Source organism: Streptomyces sp. NPDC005648 (genome assembly GCF_040605395.1).
Taxonomy (GTDB): Bacteria; Actinomycetota; Actinomycetes; order Streptomycetales; family Streptomycetaceae; genus Streptomyces.
Window position 1 is genome coordinate 13,355 of sequence record NZ_JBEXCS010000108.1, and the last position, 18,411, is coordinate 31,765.

An 18,411-nucleotide genomic window follows, 5' to 3' on the forward strand; every position below is an offset into this window, starting at 1 on the left:
CCTGGGTGCCCAGCCCCCGGTGATCCACACTCGCCTGCCCGCGGGGTGTTCCCTACGACTCGCGCTCGCCTTCCGTGGTCCTGAAGGTGCGGAGACCTCGACGGTGGTAGTTGGGCAGGGCACGGGGGTGGTCCCACGTCGAGGTGTGCAGCCAGACCCTGGTCACCACGGGCGCCAGCGCCCACGCCTGACGGATCCCCAGCGTCAACGCGAACCCTCCCAGGCCCTTGCCGACGAACTCCGGCACCAGCCCGAAGGTCTCGATCTCCACCTCGACCTGTTGCCCGGCCTCCCTCTCGGTCTCCTCGTCGACCGGATGGAGATCGTAGGAGACGAGGCCCGCTGGTTCACCCTCGAAGGACAGCAGCCGGTAGAGCCGGTCCGGGGCCCCCGCGAACCAGACGCGCCACTCCTCCGCGCTCCGAGTCGCGCTCTTCCAGCCGTGAGGGGCGCCGATCCTGGCCTGGATGTCGACCACCAGAGGCGAGTCCCGCGCCAAGGGCTCCAGAACCAGACCGGGGACGGGAGCCGCCGGATCGAGCTGATCAGGGGCGGTCATTTCGAGATACGTCACGGTTTCCCTCATCCGCGCAGGCTACGTGGGCAAGCATCGGCCTCGTGAATGCGCTTCCCCTGTCGGGTGCGGGTGCGGGTGCGGGTGCGGGCCGACGACTACCTGCCGGATGATCAACTCGGGTCGTGACCCGGACGGGCGGCCGCTTCGTTCGCGGCACGGCGGTACTCGGCGTTGATGCGCTGAGCCTCCTCGAGCTGGTCCTCGAGGATGACGATGCGGCAAGCGGCCTCGATCGGGGTTCCCCTGTCGACGAGCTCGCGGGCGCGGGCGGCGATCCGCAGCTGGTAGCGGGAGTAACGGCGATGTCCGCCCTCCGAGCGCAGCGGCGTGATCAGACGAGCCTCACCGATGGCCCGGAGGAAGGCGGGGGTGGTGCCGAGCATTTCGGCGGCCCGGCCCATGGTGTACGCGGGGTAGTCGTCGTCGTCCAGACGACCGTTGAGCGGAGTATCTGCTGCCATGTCACCTCGTTGTGCAACGCGTCGAGGGGCCTTGGTGCCGTACGGCACCAAGGCCCCGAAGGGAATTCAACACCATCTGCCGGCGCTGATGCTCTGCCGACCTTCTGTTTCCGCTACCCGGCCCCGCGAGGGGAGGGGTGCGGGGATCGCGGCTGCGTGACCGGGGACCACCATCCATTCCGGGTCTTGCGGTACCCGGACCGAGAGCTCCCCGGACCGGGCGATCCTGATGGCGTCTGCTCCTCCGTTTCTTTCTCTTACCGACCACTTGATGAACGGGTACTGCCGTACTGCTACCCGCCAGTTCGTGTCTGCCGGGTCTCTCTTGACCGTCTCAACGAGAAAAAGACTAACCGCACCAGGCGCCGATGTCTACTCTGACAAGAACAGATTTTGGCCCGCCCGGGTCACAGATCCCGGTACGGACGGCGATACGACGGGTGGGGATACGACGGGTGGGGATACGACGGTGAGGGCCCTGCCGACGCGCGTCGGCAGGGCCCTCACCGGGTCCTTGATGGCGGTTTTCCGCCTGCGCTCATACCTCCTGGGTGGCGATACCTCCGAGCAGCGCCGAAGCGGTCTGGAGCGGAGTGGGGACGCGCACCGGCACGGTGTCGGGGTGGGCGTGGCAGGTGAAACCGAGGCTGGTCATGGCCCGGACGACTTCGCCGCTGGTGAAGTCGCGGCGGTCCTGTCGGGTGATGACCTCGCCCACCTGCTTGAGCGGGTAGCGGCGGCGGCCGATGGTCACGGACTCACCCGTGACGGGCTCGGGAGTGATGCCCTTCATGGAGGCCAGCACCCCGTTCTTGGTGAGCTCGAACGGGTACCGGGCGATGACACAGCGCATGATGCCTCACAGAGGAGAAAGAGATGGAGAGCGGGCCGAACGGGTGAGGCGGATCAGCGGGCGAGGGCGAGGATGCCAGGGGTCCGGCCATGCTCCCCTGCGGGGTCGGGCCGGGTGCCGGGCGCGGTGAACGGTTCGTCGAGGATGTCCCGTAGCCGGATCCGGTCCGTGTAGGTGGGGCTGCCGCGGAGAACGGCGAGCCGGGCCAGGGTGATCAGACCCGTGCTCTCGTCGTCCCCGTCGCACAGGACGAGGTGGTCGACACGGGCTCCGGCCATGAGGGACAGAGCCACCTCGACCGTCATGTCGTCACGGACCCGGGGTCCGGACATGTCCCTGTCGCCCACCACGGGCTCGGGGGAGCGATCCGCCGCCTGCTGCCGCGCCTGAGCCGTCGTCATGGTGCCTCCTACGGGAAGGGATGGGCTGGTGATCACAGGCGGCCTATGCGGCCGAGCCGAAGCCGGGCTGCCGCCGCGCCCTGCGCCGCGCCGCCTCGCCGACCGGCCGGACCTGTCCGGACTGGCCCCTGCGGCCCCGACGGCCCCGGGACGAGGAGGTCGCGCCACGGGGACGTTCCACCTCCGGCGCGGCGATGACGACCGGGACACCGGAAGGGGCCTGGGCACCTGTGATGCGGCTCAACTCCGCCTCGCCCGACCGCACCCGGGTGATCCGGGGGGTGATGCCCGCCGCGGTCATCAGCCGGCTCATGTCGCGACGCTGATCAGGGGTCACCAGGGTGACGACGCTGCCGGACTCGCCCGCGCGCGCCGTACGACCGCCCCGGTGCAGGTAGTCCTTGTGGTCGCTGGGCGGATCCACATTGACGACGAGATCGAGGTTGTCGACGTGGATCCCGCGCGCCGCGACGTTGGTGGCCACCAGGACCGTCACCTGCCCGCTCTTGAACTGGGCCAGGGTCCGCGTGCGCTGCGGCTGCGACTTGCCACCGTGCAGGGCCGCGGCGCGGACACCGCTGCTCAGCAGGTGCTTGGTCAGCCGGTCCACCGCGTGCTTGGTGTCGAGGAACATGATCACTCGACCGTCTCGCGCCGCGATCTCGGTGGTCGTCCGGCGCTTGTCCGTGTCGTCGACATGGAGTATGTGGTGCTCCATCGTGGTGACCGCGCCCGCTGACGGGTCGACGGAGTGCACGACCGGATCCGTCAGGTAGCGGCGGACCAGCAGGTCGACGTTGCGGTCCAGGGTGGCCGAGAACAGCATCCGCTGCCCGCCGGGGCGTACCTGGTCGAGCAGGGCGGTGACCTGGGGCATGAAGCCCATGTCGGCCATCTGGTCGGCCTCGTCGAGGACCGTGACGGCGACATCGTCCAGCCGGCAGTCGTCCCGTTCGATGAGGTCCTTGAGCCGCCCGGGCGTCGCGACGACCACCTCGGCCCCGGCGCGCAGCGCACCGGCCTGCCTGCCGATGGACATCCCTCCGACGACGGCGGCCATCCGCAGGCTCACGGAGCGGGCGTACGGGGTGAGCGCGTCGGTGACCTGCTGGGCGAGCTCGCGGGTGGGAACGAGGACCAGGGCGAGCGGCTGCCGTGGCTCGGCACGCCGCCCCGCCGTGCGCGCCAGTACGGCGAGGCCGAAGGCGAGGGTCTTGCCCGAGCCGGTGCGGCCACGGCCAAGTACGTCACGACCGGCCAGGGAGTTCGGCAGGGTCGCCGCCTGGATCGGGAAGGGTACGGTCACGCCTTCGCGGCCGAGCGCGGCCAACAGCCGTGCGGGCAGGGCGAGATCGGCGAACGCCCCGACGGCGGGCAGCGGGGGTGTGATCGTCTCGGGGGCCGTGAACTCGCCCTGTACGGCTCGTCCGGGCCGTCGGTTTCCGTTGGTTTTGGCACGGCGCGGGCCACCGGAGCGGTTGGCGCCGGCGCCTCCTCCGACGCGGTCATAGGTGCGGGATGTGCGGGCGCGCTGCATGCGGAACCTTCCTTGTTGGGCGCGTGACAAGGAATTCCCGCAGCAGATGAGCGGCGCAGAGAATTTCGAGACGAGCCGAATTCGATGTGGGGCGGGTCGGAGCGACGGGGAATGTTTCACCGGGTCGGTCGGTGATGTGATGGAGCCTCCCGTCGCGCGCTCCTGAAAAGCAGCGAGCTGGGGCCCGCACCCCAGAGGTGCGGGCCCCAGCTGCGAAGTCTGCGTCAGCGCCGACGTCAGGCGGGAACGATGTTCTCGGCCGTCGGGCCCTTCTGACCCTGAGCGATGTCGAACGACACCTTCTGGCCTTCCAGCAGCTCGCGGAAGCCCTGGGCGGCGATGTTCGAGTAGTGGGCGAAGACGTCGGCGCCGCCGCCGTCCTGCTCGATGAAGCCGAAACCCTTTTCCGCGTTGAACCACTTCACGGTGCCGGTAGCCATGTCATTTCTCCTTCGGAGGCGGTGTCAGGAATTCGCCTTGTGCGAACTCCCTGTCGCCGTGATGATCACCCCGCCGGAAACGAACCTTCTGGCAACCACACCTGCAACTGAGATCGACAGTAGCACGGCGCAACCGGCCCTGTGCGGTCGATAATTCCGAGCCGGTCGACGGCCGAGGAATACTTGCCGTGCCCGGCATCTATTTCTCATGTTGTGGACATAGATATTGCTCTCCGTGGAGCGGCCTTTCTGCGTCGTACGCAACCAGGGCTCGGGTCCTCGCAGACTGAGCGGTGCGCGGCTGAGCGGCTGCCCTGTCCATCGAGTCCTCGTGCGGTCACCGCGCCGGTGACCTGTACGACGGCTGTGACGCGTCTCACCGGAACTCGCCCGCACCGACCGTCAGTTCAAGACGTGACCACAGATATGCGAACCCGGGTGCGAAACGGAGATCCGGACGCCTTTGCGGAACTCTTCCCGGTCGAGGCCGAAGGCGGCTCGCTGCGGCCGTGGCTGCTGGGCATCGCCACCAACGTGGCCCGTTCCCACCACCGCAGCAACCGCCGCCACCACGCCGCGGCGAGCGCCTCGGCCGCCGCGCACGCCGCCGAGGAACGGGTCGAGGATCACGCCGAGGAGACCGCCGGACGCCTGGCCTTCATGGGGCTTCTTGGTCCTGCTGTTCCCGGCAGGTTCCCAACGGAGGTCTTGGGAACTGGTCTTGGCGGGTCGTAGAAGCGTCTACACAGGTCCGTTGCCCAGTCGGGTCCATTGAGCACCGCAGCTGCTTTGAGAGGGGCGCAGGGGCGGTGCCGCGACCGGGTCAGTCGCCGTGGTAGAGGCGCGTCGGATCAATCAGCTGGATGGTGGGGTCGTTCTCGGCGAGGTGGCGCAATTCGTCGGTGAAACCGGCGCCGCTGTAGCACTGGAGCCGGGTGACGTCGGTGGCGGTACCGCGTGCGGTGAGGAGAGCACGGATGTGCTGGAGACGTTCGAGGTGGCCGTTTCCCATGACGTCGTTCCATTTGGCTTCGCCGATGGCGAGCAGGGCTTCGCGGCCGCTGTCGGTCTCGCCGTGGACAGCGACGTCGACTTCGTGGCTGGTCTTCGCGGCAGGATCGTTGACGGTACCGCTCGCGACCCTTGTGACCTGCCCCCCGTGGGTTGGGGCGGACGCGTGCCAGCGGGCCCATTCGCGGCAGACCTGTTCGAAGTGCGGGCCGACGACCTTGCTACGGAAGGTGGACTGGGCGCGGCGCCAGACGGTGGGGGCGCGTCCGGGGCGTTCCAGATCGCCCCAGGCGGGGCGCATGACCGAGTGGTAGAAGGCGATGAGGGGTTCGGCGATGCGGTAGGCGGAGCGGTTGCGGCGGAAGGCGTCGGCCTCGTGGGTGATCATGCCGACGTCCTGGAGGACGCTGAGCGGGTGGGCGAGGTCGGTGGACTTGCGGCCGAGGTAGTCGGCGATGCCGCCGCGTGCGGCGTTTCCGGCGGCGATGGCGGCCAGGACGGAGTGATAGAGCGCGGTGTCGTGGAGTTCGGGTTCCTCTGCGAGTAGGTAGCGGGCCTCGCGGAAGAGTGGACGGGCGGGATTGAGGACGGCGCGGGTGACCCAGGCGTCGAAGTCGTCGGGTCCGGCGGGGCTGTCGCCCTGAGTGAACTCGCGGCGGTAGGCGGGGGTGCCGCCGACGATGGCGTGGGTGAGCAGTGCGGTGCGCGGGTCGGTGATCTCCCAGAACTCGGCGGCGAGGCGGAAGTCCAGGGTGGGGACGACGAGTTCCAGGCCGGCGCGGCCGCGCAGCGGGGCGTTCCCGGACAGCAGCCCGCCCATGAAGGGCAGGGAGGAGCCGCACAGCAGGAGCCGTACGGGGGTGTTGGTGTGCTGGGCGGCGGGGTCGAGGGCGCGCTGGATGATCGAGGGGAGGGCGGGGGAGGCCTTGGCGAGAAAGGGGAACTCGTCGATGACCGCCACGGTGGGCGCGCCGCCGTCGGCGATGCGCATGAGCTCGGTGACCGCCTCGTCCCAGTGCGCGAAGCGGAACGGCGTGGGCTGGCCCCGATACCGGGCCAGCGCCTCACCGAACTGGCGCAGGGCGTCGGCCTCGATGGTCTCGGTGGCGGTGAACATGAATCCACCGCTTGCCCGTGTGACGGCGTCCAGGAGGAAGCTCTTGCCCTGGCGGCGGCGACCGGAGACCACGCCGAGGGTGGCACGCGGGCCGGGCAGGGCGGCGAAGCGGGTCAGCTCGGCCCACTCGAAGTCGCGGTCGAACATCTCGGCGGGTTTGTCCACTGCGCACCTCTGTATGGATAGGTGCGCTTATTATATCTGGACTTATTCGACCCTCGCCGCGCGCCAAGTGCGTGCTGGATCGCGTCGCCAGATGCCCCATTGTTCCGTTCCCGGAATGTTCCCATCGGGCATGCAAAAGACCCTCCATGGTGTCCATGGAGGGTCGATGCGGCCTCTGACCAGGCATTTCTCTGTGCCCCCGGCAGGATTCGAACCTGCGACACCCGCTTTAGGAGAGCGGTGCTCTATCCCCTGAGCTACGAAGGCCCGAAGGCCTGGCCACTGACGTGAACAGCGTAGCGGATCGTGGCGGGGTGCCGGTGTGGAGGGCGGTCGGTCCGGTGGACAACCCGGTGGGCAACCCGGTGGGCAACCCGGTGGGCAACCCGGTGGGCAACCCGGTGGGCAACCCGGTGGGCAACCCGGTGGGCAACCCGGTGGGCAACCTTTCCCGTGGCTCGCGCATCACATGTGCATGAACTCCAAGTGCACGGTGATCGGCGCGGCGTTGGCCGCGATGGCGTTCGCGCTGGCGCCCGGAGCGGTCGGCGTGGCCGCCGCGGCCGACGGTCCGTCAGGGACGCCGTCCCCCTTGCCGACGCAGGCGTACGCGTCGATCGACGCCGACAGTCAGATCAATGTGGGAGCGACGCCGCAGTCGGCCACCGTGACCTGGAGTTTCGGGGACGACGGGGCGTCGGTCCCGTTGCCGACGAACATCTCGCTCGTCATCGACGCGCGGGGCCTGGCGGGCGTCGCGAGCGTCTCGGTCGACGACCCGAGGTGCACGGCCGACGGGCAGGTCTTCACCTGCGTCAACAAGGACGTCTACGAGAGGGCGTCGGTCGACTTCACCCTGCGCAGAGCGCCGAACGCCGTGCCCGGCGACCACGCCACACTCAAGTACGCCGTCACCGCCGACCACGCCACCGGGGCCACCGGGGAGAGCAACGTGGTCGTCGGCGTCCCGAAGCTCCTCGTCGGCAGGACGCCGGACGTGACGGATGCCGAAATCGGCTCCCGGATCGACCTTCCGCTGCAGCTCCGCAACACCGGCGATCTGGCCACCGACCGGCGCCTCATGCTGCGCTGGGAGTCGGTGGGCGGCCTGGTCTTCGACCGGAAGTACTCCAACTGCTCCTACGGCGGTGCCGACGACCCCGGCGAGCCCGACGGCCGGACATCCGTCACCTGCCTCTTCCCGGTCGGCCCCGACTCGGTGCCCGCGGGGGGCACCGTGCAGCTGAGCAGCCCGCTGACCGCCACGGTCGGCAAGCACGTCCTGACCGCCGTGACCGACTACTCGGCCGAGCTGCTGGCCCCCGGCGTGCAGCCCGGCGGCGGCACGGAGCAGGGCACCGGACCGGCGCTCACCCTGGTGCGGGCGTCCGGGACGGGCAACGGATTCGAGGACGGCGCCAAGGGGCGGTTCACCGTCGCGGCCGACAACTCCGCCGACCTCGCGGCCACCGCCACGACGAAGCCCCGCCACAGGGCGGGCGAGTGGGCTCTCGACATCAACGCCGTCAACCACGGCCCGGGCTCCGTGTACGGGGTCGACGGACAGTCCGCCGTCGTCGTCGACGTGGTGGTGCCCAAGGACGTGACCGTGATCGGGACCGCCTACGACGAGGGTGAGGACACCCCGTACGGCCCGTGCAAGGTCCAGGCCGACGACGACCGGCACTACCTGTGCACCGTGCCGCTCGGTCTCCCGGCCGGCAAGAGCCAGCTGTTCGAACTCTGGGTGAGGACCGCCAAGGGGTACGACGGTGCCAAGGGCACGGCGACCGTACGGCCCGGCCCGGCCGGCATCCCGGTCCACGACCCGGACGCCTCCGACGACGGCGTCACCTTCGCCTTCGCCACCTCGACGGCGACGCCCACACCGACCGCGCCGACGGAGACCGCGTCGGCCACGGCCGCACCGGCCACCACGGCTCCCTCCGACGGCGGCCTGGCCTCCACGGGCGCCGGCCGCACGGCGCTCATCGCCACCGCGGCGGGCTCCGCCGTGCTGCTCGGCGGAGCGGTTCTCGTCGCCGGTCGTCGCCGCAGGGGTTCGCACTGACGGAAGAACGAGCGGGGTCCGTCCGACCGGTCAACGGTCGGCGGACCCCGCTCGTATCAGGGGGCTCCGAAGGCCCCCGCGTCGCGAACTACGGCCGCTCCGCCGCCAGCAGTGCCGGGAACGCCTCGTGGAGGGCCTCGCGCCAGTCACGGATCGGCTCGACGCCGGCGGCGGCCCAGCGGTCGTGGCCGAGGACGCTGTAGGCGGGCCGGGGGGCCGGGCGGACGAAGGCGGCGCTGGTGGTCGGGCGGACCCGCTCGGGGTCCGCGCCGAGCAGCCGGAAGATCTCCCGGGTGAGGCCGAACCAGGTCGTCTCGCCGCCGCTGGTGCCGTGGTAGATCCCGGCCGGCGCGGTACCGGCCAGCGCCGAACGCCCGAGGTGGACCAGCCGGTCGGCGAGGTCGACGGTCCAGGTGGGCTGGCCCCGCTGGTCGTCGACGACGTCCAGGGTGTCCTTGAGGCCCTCCAGCTTGATCATCGTACGGACGAAATTGCCGCCGCCCGAGCCGTACAGCCACGCCGTACGCACCACGTAGCCCGCGTCGGGGAGCGCGGACAGGACCGCCTGCTCGCCGGCCAGCTTGGTGCGGCCGTAGGCGCTGCGCGGGGCGGTGGCGGCGTCCTCGGCGTACGGAGAGGTGCCGTCGCCCGCGAAGACGTAGTCCGTGGAGACCTGGAGGAGCCTGGCGCCGGTCTTGGCGCAGGCCGCCGCGAGGTTGCGGGCGCCGTCGCCGTTGATCCGCAGGGCCGCGGGCTCCTGGGTCTCCGCGTCGTCCACGGCCGTCCAGGCGGCGCAGTTGACGACGACGTCGGGGCGGTGCTCCGCGACGGCCTCGTGCACCGCCTCCGGGTCCGTGATGTCCAGGTCCCCGCGGGCCAGGCCCAGGCCCTGCTCGCCGTCGGCCGACAGACGGGCCAGGAGGTCCTTGCCGAGCATGCCGCCCGCACCCGTGATCAGCCAGGTGGAAGTCACAGCGCCGCGCGCTCCTTCAGGGGCTCCCACCAGGCGCGGTTCTCGCGGTACCAGGTGACCGTCTCGGCGAGACCGGTGGCGAAGTCCTTGCGGGGCTCGTAGCCCAGCTCCGTGCGGATCTTGGTGCAGTCCACGGAGTAGCGGCGGTCGTGGCCCTTGCGGTCCTGGACGTACTCGACGCTCTCGTCCCAGTCCGCGCCGCACGCCTCGAGCAGCAGCCCGGTCAGCTCCTTGTTGGAGAGCTCGGTGCCCCCGCCGATGTTGTAGACCTCACCGGCGCGACCCTTGGTGCGCACCAGGTCGATGCCCTGGATGTGGTCGTCGATGTGCAGCCAGTCGCGGACGTTGCCGCCGTCGCCGTAGAGCGGGACCTTCTTGCCGTCCAGCAGGTTCGTGATGAACAGCGGGATGACCTTCTCGGGGAAGTGGTGGTGCCCGTAGTTGTTGGAGCAGCGGGTCACCCGCACGTCGAGGCCGTGGGTGCGGTGGTACGACAGGGCGATCAGGTCGCTGGACGCCTTGGCGGAGGAATACGGGGAGTTGGGCTGCAGCGGGTGCGTCTCCGGCCAGGAGCCCTCGTCGATGGAGCCGTAGACCTCGTCGGTGGAGATGTGCACGAAGGTCTTGATGCCGGCCCGGTGCGCGGCGTCGATCAGGGTGTGGGTGCCGACCACGTTGGTACGGACGAACTCGGCGCCGCCGTCGATGGAGCGGTCCACGTGCGACTCGGCCGCGAAGTGCACCACCTCGTCGTGCTCGGCCATCAGCTTCCCGACCAGCTCGGGGTCGCAGATGTCGCCCTGGACGAAGGCGAAGCCCGGGTGGTCGCGCACCTCGTCGAGGTTGGCCGGGTTGCCCGCGTAGGTGAGCTTGTCCAGGACGGTTATCGCCACGTCGCCCGGGCCCTCGGGGCCGAGCAGCGTACGCACGTAGTGGGAGCCGATGAAGCCGGCGCCGCCGGTCACCAGGATTCGGGTTGTCATGAGGAGATCTGCACCTTGCTGTGGTCGCCGAGGACGAGACGGTGGGCTGCGGGGTTGCGGGGCGCGGGGGTGACCTCGACGTTGCGGCCGATGAGCGAGGTCTCCACGCGCCGCACGCCGGTGATGGAGGAGTCGCGCAGGACGATGGAGTACTCGACCTCGCTGTCGTCGATCCGGCAGTCCTCGGAGATGGAGGTGAAGGGGCCGATGTACGAGTCGCTGATCACCGAACCGGGGCCGATGATCGCGGGGCCGACGATGCGCGAGCCGCGGACCTCGGCGCCGGCGTCGATGCGCACACGGCCGATGATCTCGCTGGAGTCGTCGACGGTGCCCTCGACGGCGGGCTCCAGCGACTCCAGGACGGAGCGGTTGACCTCCAGCATGTCGGCGACGTTCCCGGTGTCCTTCCAGTACCCGGAGATCGTCGTCGAGCGGACGTCCTTGTGCTGGTCGATCAGCCACTGGATGGCGTGGGTGATCTCCAGCTCGCCGCGCCAGGACGGCTCGATGCTGCGGACGGCCTCGTGGATGGTGGGGGTGAAGAGGTACACACCGACCAGCGCGAGGTCGCTCTTGGGCTCCTTCGGCTTCTCCTCCAGCCCCTTGACGCGGCCGCTCTCGTCGAGCTCGGCCACACCGAAGGACGTCGGGTTGGGCACCCGGGTCAACAGGATCTGGGCGTCGGGACGTTCCGTACGGAATTCCTCGACGAGGCCGGTGATTCCGCCGACGATGAAGTTGTCGCCGAGGTACATCACAAAGTCGTCGTCACCCAGGAATTCGCGGGCGATGAGCACCGCGTGGGCCAGGCCGAGCGGCTGGTCCTGGGGAATGTAGGTGACGTTGATCCCGAGTTTCGAGCCGTCGCCCACGGCTTCCCGGATCTCCCCGGCGGTGTCGCCGACGATGATCCCGACGTCCGTGATGCCGGCGTCGGCGATCGCCTCCAGCCCGTAGAACAGCACGGGCTTGTTGGCGACGGGCACCAGCTGCTTGGCCGATGTGTGGGTTATCGGACGCAGGCGGGTGCCCGAGCCACCGGAGAGAACGAGAGCCTTCATGCGGCGCATCCTAACCGGGGTCCGGGTCAAGCACCTCTTCGTGTGTTCCATCACAGTTCGCCAAACCATTGCGGGGGCTTTGTGATCCGTTTGTGGCCGCGCTACCCGCTTGACGTGACCACGGTGTGACCGTCACGCGTTAGCCTTGTCCGTCAGCGAGCGGCGTCGTGCGCCGGGTCATGACGTAATGACTCCCCCCAGACTGAAGCGGAAGAAGAGACATGCCCATCAAGGTGAGCGTGGTGATCCCGGTCTACAACCCGGGCAAATACATCGAGGACTGCATCTCCTCTCTTCTGCGCCAGAGCCTGCCGGACGACGAGTACGAAGCGATCTTCGTCGACGACGGTTCCACCGACGAGACCCCCGAGCGCCTCGACCGGCTCGCCGCCGAGTACCCCCACATGCACGTCATCCACCAGGAGGGCTCCGGCTGGTCCGGCAAGCCGCGCAATGTCGGCATCGCCGCCGCCAAGGGCGAGTTCATCCAGTTCGTGGACAACGACGACTGGCTCGGCGACGAGGCGCTCGAACGCATGTACAACTACGGCGTGGCGAACGGCGCCGACGTGATCGTCGGCAAGATGGCCGGAAAGGGCCGCCCGGTCCCGCTGGAGCTGTTCCGCAAGAACCGCCCGCACGCCAATGTCGAGAACGCCCCGCTGATCGACAGCCTCACCCCGCACAAGATGTTCCGCAAGGCGTTCCTGGACAAGTACGACCTCCGCTACATGGAGGGGCGCCGGCGCCTCGAGGACCATGTCTTCGTGACCGAGGCCTATCTGCGGGCCGAGAACGTCTCCGTGCTCAGCGACTACCTGTGCTACTACCACGTCAAGCGCGAGGACGCGTCCAACGCGGGCTTCCAGCGCTTCGACCCGGTCGGCTACTTCAAGAACCTCCGCGAGGCCCTCGACGTCGTCGAGAAGCTCACCGAGCCCGGCCCGCTGCGGGACCGGCTCTTCCGCCGCTGGCTGCGCAACGAGATGGTCGAGCGCATGCGCGGACAGCGTCTGCTGAAGCTGCCCGAGGACTACCGCCAGGAGCTGTTCGACGAGATCCACAAGGTCGTCGTCGAGCGCTTCGGCCCCGGTGTCGCGGCCGGTCTGCAGCCCACGCAGCAGATCGTCGCCGGCCTGATCGCGGCGAACCGCCTCGCCGACGTCGAGGAGTTCGCCCAGTGGGAGTCGGGGATCAAGCCCTCCGGCGCCCTGGAGACCCTGGGCTGGGAGGACGGCAAGCTGTCGATCGGCTTCACCGCCGAGTACAAGTCGGCCGGCGAGCCCATCACCTTCCGTGCCGACGGCGACAAGGACCTGCTCGTCCCGCCGCTGCCGCAGACCAGCCTGGACGCCATCGCCCTGCTCGGCGCGGACACCTCCGCCCCGCTGGCCAAGTCCAAGGTGGACCTCGTCGTACGGGAGCGCTCCACGGCCGCGGAGTTCTTCCAGCCCGTCGAGCTGACCCGGGAGAAGGTCGCCGTGGAGGGCCGGGAGGGTGATTTCCGCCAGATCCTGCGCGCCACCTCACAGGTCGACCCGCTGACCGCCGCGAACGGCGCGGGACTGGACGCCGGCATCTGGGACGTCCTCATCCGCATCAGCTCCTGCGGCTGGACCAAGGAGACCCGTCTCGGTTCCGTACGCGGTGAGGAGGCGGGCCGCGGGCGCCGCGCCGCCGTCCTCGGCTCCCCGGCCCATCTGGTCCTGCCCTACTGGACCGACCCGCACGGCAACCTCTCCCTCGACGTCGGCCAGAAGACCAACCGGATCTCCTACGAGTTCGCCGACCTGGCCCCCGCCGACGTCACGGTGTCCACGGACCCCGGCCGCCTCGTGGCCGTCCTGCCCTTCCATGTCCAGGGCGAGAGCAAGGCGACCGTACAGCTGAAGAACGCCTCGGCGGGCCGTTCGGTCGACCTCACCGCCACGCTGAGCGCCCGCGGCTCCGACAAGGCCGAGCTGAGCGCCGCTCTGCCGCTCGGCGAGCTGACGGACGGCCAGTGGCGGCTGGAGCTGACCGTGCCCTCGACCGGGGGCGGCAAGCCGGTGGCCCTTCCGCTGGTGCTGGACGTCTCCGCGACCGGAGGCGCCGAGGTCAAGCGGCTCGCCGCCGCCGCTGCCGACCTGGCGGCCAAGGCTCCGGCCCGCCGCAAGCCCGCCGCGCGCCCCGCGGAGCCGACGCTGCTGCGCCGCGCCGCGGGCAAGCTCCGCCGGGCCCTGAAGAAGTAACCGAACCACGCGAGGCAAGGATCAGACGTGCGACCACTGGGAATTGAGGGTGCCTGGGTGCTGGAGCCCAAGGTCTTCCCCGACGACCGCGGCAGCTTCCACGAGTGGTTCCGCGGAGCGGCGTTCCGCGAGGCGACCGGCCAGGAGCTCACCCTCGCGCAGGCCAACTGCTCCGTCTCCAAGCGGGGCACCCTGCGCGGCATCCACTTCGCCGACGTTCCGCCGAGCCAGGCCAAGTACGTCAAGTGCGTGCGCGGCGCGGTCATCGACGTCATCGTCGACATCCGCGTCGGCTCACCGACGTACAAGCAGTGGGAGGCGGTCCGGCTCGACGACGAGACCCACCACGCCGTCTATCTGTCCGAGGGCCTCGGGCACGCCTTCTTCGCCCTGACCGACGACGCGACGGTCGTCTACCTCTGCTCCGAGGGCTACGCCCCCGAACGTGAGCACGGTATTCACCCGCTGGACCCGGACCTCGCCATCGACTGGCCGGCCGGTATCGAGCCGCTGCTGTCCCCGAAGGACGAGGTGGCGCCCACACTCGCCGAGGCCGAGGCCCAGGGTCTGCTCCCGGCGTACGAGGACTGCCTCGCCTTCCGCGGGACGCTGCGCGGCGAGTGATCGGCCGCTGATGTCTAGGACGGGCCCTTCCGTGGAAACACGGTAGGGCCCGGGTCTTTTTCCCTTTAGCACCCTTTGGGGAACGCGGAAGGGCTGGTAGCCCTCCTCCTGGGTGACGGAAAGACCACGGGCTAGGAAACCGGGGACTGAGTGGCATGGGCTTGACCAGCGAGACGACTGTTTACGTGATGGCGGCGGTGGCCGCCATTTGTGTGGCGCTGTTGGTCTGGTTGTGGCCACGACTCGCCAAGCAGGGTGTGTGGCAGGTGCTCGGACGGCTGGTGGCCGTCGGAGTGACCCAGCTGACGATCATCGCGACGTTCGCCTGCTGGCTGAACTCGTCGTACCAGTTCTTCGGATCGTGGGGCGAGCTCTTCGGCAACGTCGACACCGCGCCCGTCGGTGTCACCCAGGCGTCCGCGAACAACGGCGACGCGGGTGTGACCGGCATCTCCGTGAAGGGCGCGCTGATACAGCCCGCGGGCACCGAGCAGCTCGACCGGGTCAGCGGGCTGCCCACCGGCGACCCGGCGGTCAACGGGAAGGTCGAGTCCGTGAAGGTCATCGGCCGCCGTACGGGTGTGGTCGACCCGGCCTTCGTCTATCTGCCCCCGCAGTACTTCCAGAAGGCGTACCACCGCCAGCGCTTCCCGGTGATCGTCGCGCTCAGCGGCTACCCCGGCTCCATCTTCAACCTCGCGCAGTACCTGCGGGTGTCGCAGACCGCGGGAGAGCTGCAGAAGAGCGGCCAGATGCAGCCGACCATCATGGTGATGATCCGGCCGACGATCGCTCCGCCGCGCGACACCGAGTGCGTGAACGTCCCGGGCGGACCGCAGACCGAGACCTTCCTGGCCAAGGACCTTCCGGACGCCCTGAAGTCCGCCTACCGGGTGGGTCACGACGCCAGTGCCTGGGGTGTCATGGGCTACTCCTCCGGCGGCACCTGCGCCCTGCAGCTCACGATGCGCAACCCGCACGTGTACACCACGGCAGGCGCCCTCTCGCCCGACTACAAGATCAAGGACGATCCCACCACCGGCAACCTCTTCGGCAGCGGTCTCGGCCGGGTCAACCGGGTCAACGGCCACGACCTGATGTGGCGTCTGAAGCACCTGCCCGCCCCCCAGGTCTCCGTCCTGGTCGCGGACAGCAAGCAGGGCGAGAAGGGCTACCCGCAGACCCTCGCCTTCATCAAGGCCGTGAAGGCGCCCATGCGTGTGGTGTCGATCCTGCCGGACAAGGGCAGCCACAACTTCCCGACCTGGGTACGGGAGATGCCGGCGACCCTGAAGTGGATGAACCAGCAGCTGACCTTCCCGCAGGACGTCGTGCCCCGGCACCTCAAGAAGCCGCACAGCACGGTCCGCGCCTCGGGCGCCGAGCCCTCCGAGCCGGCCACCAAGCGCAGGTGACGGACGGCCGCCGAGCGCTCGGCGGGATGTGCGGCGACGGGGCCGTCGTTCGTCGGCGGCCACCGCCGTGGCTGGTCACGCTCACCCCTTGGGCACGCGGATGTCCGTGCTGCTCAGCGTCTGCGGCCTGTCCGTGAAGACCCGCAGCCTCACCCGCAGCCGGTCCCGGTGGGGGAGGGCGTAGCGTCCACCGCTCGGCACGAGGACGTAGCGCGCCGACTGGTGCGGGCGCAGCACGGCCGGGCCGCCGCGCACCGTCCAGTACGCGGAGGTGCTCTCACCGGTACTGGACGCGAAGTGCGGGGTCAGCGCGGTGTCACCGGTGTTCGTCGCCCGCACGGTCAGCCCGTCGATCCCGCCGCTGTCGCCCCGTACATCGCCGACCACCAGCCGGATCGGCGGCCCGCTCGCGGCGGCGACGGCCACGGACCCGGCGGCCGGTGCCAGCACCGCCGCCACCACGGCCAGACTGACCGCCCGTCGCCGGCCCATCGGCAGCCGCGGCTGCCAGGCCGAGGCGAAGGCGGACGTGGTGGCGGTGGCCGCGCCCGCGACCCACAGCGGGGTCATCATCAGGTAGTACCCGTCCTGGGACCGCGTGGCCAGGTAGAACGCACACCACGGCAGGACGACGGCGGCCGGACCCAGCCGCCGTACGAAGAGCACGAACAGGACGAGCAGTCCGGCCGCCATCAGCATGCTGGCGTAGGAGTAGAAGTCCAGCCGGCTGCTGCCTTCGGAGAAGTAGTACGACAGACCCATGAGGCCCTGGCCGTGGGGCACCCCGTGCTGGGTGAACGGCAGAGCCATGCCGGAGAGCCAGGCCCGCGGGCCCTGCGCGATGAAATAGGCGTTGGCGGCCAGGGCCACGACGGCGGCGACCGCGGTGAACCGTGCGACCACACCGAGAGCGGCACGCGCGGGGAGCTCACCGCGCCGCACCGCGTACACGCCCACGAGCAGGAACGGCGTCAGGAACCAGGGCAGCTGATGCGTCGCGCACGCGGCCCCGAGGAGCCCTGCTCGCACGAGGTCCGAGCGGCGCAGCCGCCCCCCGGCACCGATCGAGGGCCAGTGGATCACCACCGGGATCAGCAGCACGAGCGCCGTGATCGCCGGGTAGCCCATGGCCGCGTACCCCTTGAGCATCGGGAAGCCCAGGCAGACCACCGTCGCCGCCGACCGCCACGGCGTCGGCAGCAGCACCCACAGCGTCACGGCGCCGACGAGCAGTAGGACCGTCGGGACGAGCGTGGCCGCCTTGGCGCCGATCAGCGCGTACGCGGGGGCGTTGAACAGCAGCGCCAGCGGCGGATACGCGAAGGAGTAGTCCGCGCCGCCCGACATCGTCTTGGTGACGCCGACATGGTGCCGTTCGAACACCCATGGCCACTCGTGCCCGTACACCCCGTGGCCGTGCACCAGTTCGTGCGTGGCCTGGGTCATCAGCACCGTCTCGTCGTTCATGGCGCCGCTGAGGACGTACGAGCACAGCGCCAGCCCGATGCCGAGCAGCAGCGCTCCCGCGTCCACGCGCACGAGGGCGCGTCGGCTGCGCACCGCGAGGGCGAGGATCCCGAGCGTCAGGATCCCGGCGTAACCGAGGGTGATGAGCCCCCCGACCAGGGGCCGTCTCGCGATCGCGGTGGTCCAGTCGGCACGGGTGCCGATGAACAGGCTGATGACGGCGAGCAGGGTGATCGCTCGGTGCAGCGGTGCGGGGTCGGCCGGTGACGACGGTCCCGGACGGTCGGACACGGCGTCGGGGACGGTGGCGGCGGCATCGGCCGTCTTGCTCATACGGGGAGCCTCTTGAGCGGGCGAGTCGGGGTCGGGCGGTCGGGGTCTCGGAAGGGCGGGGTCAGATGAGGGAGCTCTTGTAGTACAGGCTGGCCATCTTATTGGTATCGGTGGCGGAGTTTTCCGAGGCGAATCCCATGACGAGTCGGCAGGCGGCGGTGTTGGTGGTGTCCGGGATCTGAATGGCGAGGCCTTCGGGCTCGCGGTAGTAGAGGCTCTGGGCCGCCTTGGTGAGCTGACGGTCGCTGACGGAGCCGGTGTTCCAGTCGATTCTGGTGATGTAGGTGTTGCCGTCGGGGGCGGTCGGTGTCGTGGTGGTGTCGTTCGCGTAGGTGTACGCGTTTCCGTCGATCATGTACAGGTATTGCCCGAGGGTGGTGAAGCCCTGGAAGTCGGAATAGGCGCTGCCGGTGGGCTGGGTGACGGTGGCCAGCGGGGTGTAGGTGCCGGCCTTGAAGGTGGCGAGGTCGTACAGCGCGAACGAGAACGTGTTGTTGAGCCGGTATCGCACGGCGAGTCTGCCGTTGACCGGGTCGATGGCCACGGTGGTGCGGTCGGCTCCGGAGACCGGGCTGAACTTGGTGAGCTGTGATGAACCGGTGGTCAGGACGGCGCCGTTGGCGAACTTGAAGCGGGCGAGTCTGCTGCCCCAGCCGTTGGTGACGTTGTTGGAGTCGGTGGAGGCGAC

Annotated in this window: 16 protein-coding genes, 1 tRNA gene and 2 pseudogenes; 6 read left to right on the forward strand and 13 right to left on the reverse strand. The window is 69.7% G+C overall.

All coding sequences use genetic code 11. From position 1 onward, the window contains the following. Positions 1-52: 52 nt before the first annotated feature. From ABZT17_RS38875 to ABZT17_RS38900, 6 genes are all read right to left on the reverse strand, one after another. A complete protein-coding gene (locus ABZT17_RS38875; protein WP_356356410.1) occupies positions 53-586 on the reverse strand; it encodes a GNAT family N-acetyltransferase in 534 nt (177 codons plus the stop codon). A 101-nt stretch (positions 587-687) separates the two neighbouring features. Further along, a complete protein-coding gene (locus tag ABZT17_RS38880) occupies positions 688-1,038 on the reverse strand; it encodes a helix-turn-helix domain-containing protein (RefSeq protein ID WP_356356411.1) in 351 nt (116 codons plus the stop codon). Positions 1,039-1,576: 538 nt separating this feature from the next. Next, a complete protein-coding gene (locus ABZT17_RS38885; RefSeq protein WP_356356412.1) occupies positions 1,577-1,891 on the reverse strand; it encodes an SCO5918 family protein in 315 nt (104 codons plus the stop codon). A gap of 53 nt (positions 1,892-1,944) precedes the next feature. Further along, positions 1,945-2,292: a CBS domain-containing protein gene (locus ABZT17_RS38890; protein WP_356356414.1), complete on the reverse strand. Its 348-nt coding sequence runs from the start codon at positions 2,290-2,292 to the stop codon at positions 1,945-1,947. Between the two features lie 43 nt (positions 2,293-2,335). Further along, complete coding sequence (locus ABZT17_RS38895) at positions 2,336-3,829, reverse strand: DEAD/DEAH box helicase (protein ID WP_356356416.1); 1,494 nt, start codon at positions 3,827-3,829, stop codon at positions 2,336-2,338. 236 nt (positions 3,830-4,065) lie between these two features. Next, positions 4,066-4,269 (reverse strand): cold-shock protein, encoded by a 204-nt coding sequence (locus tag ABZT17_RS38900; RefSeq protein WP_004986771.1) that lies wholly within the window; start codon positions 4,267-4,269, stop codon positions 4,066-4,068. A 414-nt stretch (positions 4,270-4,683) separates the two neighbouring features. Here ABZT17_RS38900 and ABZT17_RS38905 point away from each other — a divergent pair. Continuing rightward, positions 4,684-4,920 (forward strand): annotated as a pseudogene (locus ABZT17_RS38905) (RNA polymerase subunit sigma); the annotation flags it as partial. A gap of 172 nt (positions 4,921-5,092) precedes the next feature. On the opposite strand, the gene ABZT17_RS38910 reads toward ABZT17_RS38905, so the two are convergent. Together ABZT17_RS38910 and ABZT17_RS38915 are read right to left on the reverse strand one after the other, a co-directional pair. Next, a complete protein-coding gene (locus ABZT17_RS38910; protein ID WP_356356418.1) occupies positions 5,093-6,562 on the reverse strand; it encodes an ATP-binding protein in 1,470 nt (489 codons plus the stop codon). A 194-nt stretch (positions 6,563-6,756) separates the two neighbouring features. Beyond that, positions 6,757-6,829 (reverse strand) — tRNA-Arg (locus tag ABZT17_RS38915). A gap of 47 nt (positions 6,830-6,876) precedes the next feature. On the opposite strand from ABZT17_RS38915, the gene ABZT17_RS38920 reads away from it, so the two are divergent. Continuing rightward, the gene (locus ABZT17_RS38920) at positions 6,877-7,041 is read left to right on the forward strand and encodes a hypothetical protein (protein ID WP_356356419.1); all 165 of its coding nucleotides are present in this window, start codon (positions 6,877-6,879) and stop codon (positions 7,039-7,041) included. Next, the gene (locus tag ABZT17_RS38925) at positions 7,038-8,633 is read left to right on the forward strand and encodes a hypothetical protein (protein ID WP_356356421.1); all 1,596 of its coding nucleotides are present in this window, start codon (positions 7,038-7,040) and stop codon (positions 8,631-8,633) included. The genes ABZT17_RS38920 and ABZT17_RS38925 overlap by 4 nt, the downstream gene beginning before the upstream one ends. Before the next feature lie 88 nt (positions 8,634-8,721). On the opposite strand, the gene rfbD is transcribed toward ABZT17_RS38925, so the two are convergent. The 3 genes from rfbD to ABZT17_RS38940 are packed head-to-tail and all read right to left on the reverse strand — an operon-like array spanning position 8,722 to position 11,653. Further along, complete coding sequence (gene rfbD / locus ABZT17_RS38930; protein WP_356356423.1) at positions 8,722-9,606, reverse strand: dTDP-4-dehydrorhamnose reductase; 885 nt, start codon at positions 9,604-9,606, stop codon at positions 8,722-8,724. Further along, the gene (gene rfbB / locus ABZT17_RS38935; RefSeq protein ID WP_356356425.1) at positions 9,603-10,589 is read right to left on the reverse strand and encodes a dTDP-glucose 4,6-dehydratase; all 987 of its coding nucleotides are present in this window, start codon (positions 10,587-10,589) and stop codon (positions 9,603-9,605) included. The genes rfbD and rfbB overlap by 4 nt, the downstream gene beginning before the upstream one ends. Then, on the reverse strand, positions 10,586-11,653 hold the full coding sequence (locus ABZT17_RS38940) for a glucose-1-phosphate thymidylyltransferase (RefSeq protein WP_356356427.1): 1,068 nt from the start codon (positions 11,651-11,653) through the stop codon (positions 10,586-10,588). Before ABZT17_RS38940 ends, rfbB begins: the two co-directional genes overlap by 4 nt. Positions 11,654-11,874: 221 nt before the next feature. Here ABZT17_RS38940 and ABZT17_RS38945 point away from each other — a divergent pair, with 221 nt between their 5' ends. The 3 genes from ABZT17_RS38945 to ABZT17_RS38955 all read left to right on the forward strand — a co-directional run bounded on the left by ABZT17_RS38945 (position 11,875) and on the right by ABZT17_RS38955 (position 15,923). Beyond that, on the forward strand, positions 11,875-13,884 hold the full coding sequence (locus ABZT17_RS38945) for a glycosyltransferase family 2 protein (RefSeq protein WP_356356428.1): 2,010 nt from the start codon (positions 11,875-11,877) through the stop codon (positions 13,882-13,884). Positions 13,885-13,911: 27 nt separating this feature from the next. Next, on the forward strand, positions 13,912-14,508 hold the full coding sequence (gene rfbC, locus ABZT17_RS38950; RefSeq protein WP_356356430.1) for a dTDP-4-dehydrorhamnose 3,5-epimerase: 597 nt from the start codon (positions 13,912-13,914) through the stop codon (positions 14,506-14,508). A 155-nt stretch (positions 14,509-14,663) separates the two neighbouring features. After that, the gene (locus ABZT17_RS38955; protein ID WP_356356432.1) at positions 14,664-15,923 is read left to right on the forward strand and encodes an alpha/beta hydrolase-fold protein; all 1,260 of its coding nucleotides are present in this window, start codon (positions 14,664-14,666) and stop codon (positions 15,921-15,923) included. 81 nt (positions 15,924-16,004) lie between these two features. On the opposite strand, the gene ABZT17_RS38960 is transcribed toward ABZT17_RS38955, so the two are convergent. Together ABZT17_RS38960 and ABZT17_RS38965 are read right to left on the reverse strand one after the other, a co-directional pair. Continuing rightward, positions 16,005-17,723 (reverse strand): hypothetical protein, encoded by a 1,719-nt coding sequence (locus ABZT17_RS38960; protein ID WP_356356434.1) that lies wholly within the window; start codon positions 17,721-17,723, stop codon positions 16,005-16,007. Between the two features lie 61 nt (positions 17,724-17,784). After that, a pseudogene (locus tag ABZT17_RS38965) lies at positions 17,785-18,411 on the reverse strand (Tat pathway signal sequence domain protein); the annotation flags it as partial.

Excerpts from the sequence above, each read along its gene's own strand:
- ABZT17_RS38945 (WP_356356428.1), top strand. The coding sequence starts at position 11,875 with ATGCCCATCAAGGTGAGCGTGGTGATCCCGGTCTACAACCCGGGCAAA.
- ABZT17_RS38875 (WP_356356410.1), bottom strand. The coding sequence starts at position 586 with ATGAGGGAAACCGTGACGTATCTCGAAATGACCGCCCCTGATCAGCTC.
- rfbB (WP_356356425.1), bottom strand. The coding sequence starts at position 10,589 with ATGACAACCCGAATCCTGGTGACCGGCGGCGCCGGCTTCATCGGCTCC.
- ABZT17_RS38940 (WP_356356427.1), bottom strand. The coding sequence starts at position 11,653 with ATGAAGGCTCTCGTTCTCTCCGGTGGCTCGGGCACCCGCCTGCGTCCG.
- ABZT17_RS38960 (WP_356356434.1), bottom strand. The coding sequence starts at position 17,723 with ATGAGCAAGACGGCCGATGCCGCCGCCACCGTCCCCGACGCCGTGTCC.
- ABZT17_RS38885 (WP_356356412.1), bottom strand. The coding sequence starts at position 1,891 with ATGCGCTGTGTCATCGCCCGGTACCCGTTCGAGCTCACCAAGAACGGG.
- ABZT17_RS38890 (WP_356356414.1), bottom strand. The coding sequence starts at position 2,292 with ATGACGACGGCTCAGGCGCGGCAGCAGGCGGCGGATCGCTCCCCCGAG.
- ABZT17_RS38895 (WP_356356416.1), bottom strand. The coding sequence starts at position 3,829 with ATGCAGCGCGCCCGCACATCCCGCACCTATGACCGCGTCGGAGGAGGC.
- ABZT17_RS38900 (WP_004986771.1), bottom strand. The coding sequence starts at position 4,269 with ATGGCTACCGGCACCGTGAAGTGGTTCAACGCGGAAAAGGGTTTCGGC.
- ABZT17_RS38880 (WP_356356411.1), bottom strand. The coding sequence starts at position 1,038 with ATGGCAGCAGATACTCCGCTCAACGGTCGTCTGGACGACGACGACTAC.
- ABZT17_RS38955 (WP_356356432.1), top strand. The coding sequence starts at position 14,664 with ATGGGCTTGACCAGCGAGACGACTGTTTACGTGATGGCGGCGGTGGCC.
- ABZT17_RS38925 (WP_356356421.1), top strand. The coding sequence starts at position 7,038 with ATGAACTCCAAGTGCACGGTGATCGGCGCGGCGTTGGCCGCGATGGCG.